This is a genomic window from Psychrosphaera sp. (genome assembly GCF_982872775.1).
The window spans coordinates 1-3,626 of sequence record NZ_CEYNSH010000084.1 but is presented as its reverse complement, the minus strand read 5'-3'; the positions used below and the strand labels follow the sequence as shown (position 1 = coordinate 3,626).

4 protein-coding genes are annotated in these 3,626 nt (G+C 39.9%); 3 read left to right on the top strand and 1 reads right to left on the bottom strand.

The window, feature by feature from the left end; all coding sequences use genetic code 11:
* The 3 genes from AC4E96_RS13940 to AC4E96_RS13930 form a co-directional block, all read left to right on the top strand.
* Positions 1 to 987 (top strand): hypothetical protein (locus AC4E96_RS13940; RefSeq protein WP_490256257.1); only part of this gene is annotated, 987 nt, incomplete at its 5' end.
* Between the two features lie 11 nt (positions 988 to 998).
* Positions 999 to 1,484 carry a hypothetical protein gene (locus AC4E96_RS13935; RefSeq protein WP_490256256.1) on the top strand — a complete coding sequence of 162 codons (486 nt, stop codon included), beginning with the start codon at positions 999 to 1,001 and terminating at the stop codon, positions 1,482 to 1,484.
* Complete coding sequence (locus AC4E96_RS13930) at positions 1,477 to 3,063, top strand: sensor domain-containing diguanylate cyclase (protein WP_490256255.1); 1,587 nt, start codon at positions 1,477 to 1,479, stop codon at positions 3,061 to 3,063. Before AC4E96_RS13935 ends, AC4E96_RS13930 begins: the two co-directional genes overlap by 8 nt.
* A gap of 98 nt (positions 3,064 to 3,161) precedes the next feature.
* Here AC4E96_RS13930 and udk read toward each other — a convergent pair.
* The coding region (gene udk, locus AC4E96_RS13925; protein ID WP_490256254.1) for a uridine kinase at positions 3,162 to 3,626 on the bottom strand (465 nt) is incomplete at its 5' end.

Below are 3,626 nucleotides of genomic sequence, written 5' to 3'. Positions count from 1 at the left end.
GGGCAATTTGTATACCGCGAGCAAGATAATCAAGACTTAGACTCTATCACCCAAATGGCATTTTTTCGCTACAACCTTAATCGTAATTGGCAAATTCGTGCTGGCAGAAGTGCGGCAGATATCTTTCAGTTTAGTGACACAAGAGATATAGGAATTTCCTACCCTTGGGTTAAAGTTCCTACTGAAGTCTATGGGGTTTTACCAACTCGAAGTTTTGACGGTTTTGATATCTCCTATTCAAGGCCTTTTAATAATTTTAATTTTTCGATTAAGGCGATTAGTGGTCAGGCGGAAAGTGATTTTACGAGTAATGCCTACCGCCCAATTCGATTTGAAAACTTAATTGGTGTAGGTATTGAGCTTGATTCATTTGATTGGAGTTTTTCAATTAAACACACCGTAACTGACGCTGCCAATAATAACCCTGATTCGGCAGCTATTTTACCGCTCGTGCAGCAGTTGCAGCCTATCTGGCCGGGAGCGATTGGTTTTTCTCAGCAGTTAAGTATTGAAGATGCAGAGATTGAATACTCTTCGGTATACGCTGAAAGGTATATGGGGTCTTATCACTTATCAGGCGAGCTATCTCATATCGACTCTACGTCATTGGGCCTTCGTCACTCTTTAAATGGCTTCATAAACCTCAGCTATTTAAACGGCGAGCATACTTACTATGTATTATATTCGTTTGCTGATACCGATCCTTATTACCTTGAACAAGAAAAACCTGATTTTCCACTTCTCCCACAAACGAGAGAGCTGGCTCTTTTTGTCGAGGAAATAGCGAACTCACTTGGGCATAACCAATCTACGATTTCAATTGGTTGGCGCTGGGACTTGGCCGAACAACTGGCATTCAAAGTCCAAGTAGAGCGTACCGATATCTCGGCACGCGGTGCAGGCTTAAGGGCCGATAGGGGGCCGGTTGTTAGTACGACTGATAAGGTGGCCCATTCGTTGTTTTTCGCTCTGAGTTTTAGTTTTTAGTGAGTACTATTATGAAAACGAATTACTCACTTATTACATCCGCCAAGCAGGCTAATAAATTGTGTATGAGGCTTTTATTTATTGTACCGCTCTTCTTGTTGATGTTTACGACCGGATACTCATACGCCCAAGAGAATTCAATTGTTGTGGTAACTAGCAGTAAGAATCAAATAAACGAATTAGAGAAACGCGAGTTAATTGACTTATATATGGGCAAATACAATTCATTTGCTAACGGTGCATCTGCCAATCCTATTGATGTAGTTAACGATGAAGAACTAAAAGCTAAATTCTATAAAGCATTAGTAGGACTTCCGTTGGCACGAGTGAATGCATATTGGTCAAGACTAAAATTCTCAGGGCGTGCCAAACCGCCCTCAATGGAGAACTCTTTTAAGGATATCCAAAAACGTTTGTCTTCTGATGCGTCAGCATTAGCTTATGTTTACGCGTCTGAAGTCACTGATGAAATGAAGGTAGTATATAGATTTGATTAATATTCATGGTCTAGGTGTTCGATTTTCTATATTTTTAATTGCTGTCTCAGTCATCGTTGTTTTATTGACTGCTGAGTTCTTTTATCGTGCGACTTACCAACATGAAATAACAGAAGCAAATAATGATATTGAAGAGCTTTACCAAACGGTGTCGGCGACCGCATCTATCTCAGCTTTTTTAGAAGATCAGGACCTCGCCAAAGAAGCGGTCAATGGCTTGGTGAAAAGTGAAAAGATTCTTGCTGCGTCTATCAAAGGTCAGCAAATCTATTACCAGGTAAATGTTGAAGAGGCGATAACAAAGGGTACAGAGCCACGTATTTTTGTGGTTTATCATCCTTTCATTCCAGATGAACAGTTAGCTCAAGTGTCTATTTACCCCAATGCAAACCACATTATTGAGCAAGCGACAGAGATTAGTAATGATAATAATTACTCCCTCTATGTGTTGGCGGCTGTTGTAGGGCTGGTGGCGTTGGTGATTAACTATATGATTATTATTGCGCCGATGATTCGTGTAGGTCGCTCATTGCATGAAATAGCACCAGGAACCCCTCAAAGACTCAATATGCCTGATTATCACGCAAAAAGTGAAATAGGCACCTTAGTAGAAGATACCAACCAGTTACTTGAAAAAGTTGAGCAACAGTTTAATCAAGAAAGGCATTTGAGAAGCGAAATTGAATTTTTGGAGCAACGCTTTCGAATGCTGTTTGAAAACGCCAAATCCGCTATTGTATTAATGACAGACAATGGCTTCATACAATTGCGGAATAATGCGTTCAACGAATTAGTTGAGCGAATGGGTTTTGAAGAAAAACAGGATTATGGAGAGTTATTAGAGCAAATTTTTGATGATCCCCGAGCGGTAAAAGCAAGTGTTTATGAAGCTTTTGCCAGAAACGAGTTTGCGACGGGTGAATTTAAGCTAAGTTGTAAAAATACCAATCAACTTGTGTGGGTACAGCTCATTGCTAACCCCATAATTGCCGAAGATGGAGTGAAGTACTACCAACTTACGCTCAACGATATCTCTAAACGTAAAAAAGAGCTTCAAAAACTAGCTCTTCAAGCAGATTTTGACTCTCTAACTGGGATCTATAATCGAAATGGCGGTGAGAAACTTATCGCTAAACTAATAAGTAAGGGACATCACTTTGCATTGGCACTGCTCGATCTAAATGGTTTTAAGGCTGTCAATGATATATACGGGCATGATGCTGGTGATGAAGTTTTGGAGTTTGTAGCGGGTCAACTAAAGCGTAATGTGAGAAAAAATGATGTCGCCATCCGATGGGGAGGCGACGAATTTGTCTTGTTACTTCAAGCTGAAGATGAGGAGTCCGTTAAAAACGTGTTACAAAAAGTGGATTCAAGTATAAAACAACCATTTTACTTTGGTGATAAAGATGCGCCTACAACAATCTCGATGAGTGTGGGTGTGAGTTTTTATCCACACACATCAGCAGATATAGAGCAACTTATAAAACAAGCTGACATTGCGATGTATAAGGCAAAACAAAACAAGGTGAGTGCACCAGAAAAATACCTTATATTTGCGTCAAATAGCGAAGACTGATTAATACATCTTACAAGCATAAAAAAACGAGTACTTTGTAGAACAGAGTACTCGTTTTATTTTTTTATAGCGATTAAGTCGCTTTATCTAATTGCTTATTAGCCAATCAATAGCTGTTTAATTTGAGCCTTGAGCACATCGATGGCGATACGGTTTTTACCACCGTTCGTAACAATCAAATCTGCAACTTGCTTTGAAGGTTCAATGAATGCTTGGTACATCGGGCGCACCGTGTTCAAGTATTGTTTGATTACTGAGTCAAAGTTGCGTCCACGCTGCTTTATATCACGCTCTAGTCTTCTCACTAAACAAATATCTGGTGGTGTGTCCATAAACACTTTGATATCAAACTCTTTGTGAAGATTAGGCTCGGTTAATAACATGATCCCTTCAATTAAAATAACCTGCGCGGGCTCTACCTTTGTCGTTTCTTTCAAACGAGTATGAGTCTTGTAGCAGTATTGAGGCATTTCAATGGCTTTACCAGCTTTTAACTCTTGTAGGTGCTTGATTAAAAGGTCGTGCTCAAACGCATCAGGGTGGTCGTAATTGGTTTTTTCACG

Excerpts from the sequence above, each read along its gene's own strand:
- AC4E96_RS13935 (WP_490256256.1), top strand. The coding sequence starts at position 999 with ATGAAAACGAATTACTCACTTATTACATCCGCCAAGCAGGCTAATAAA.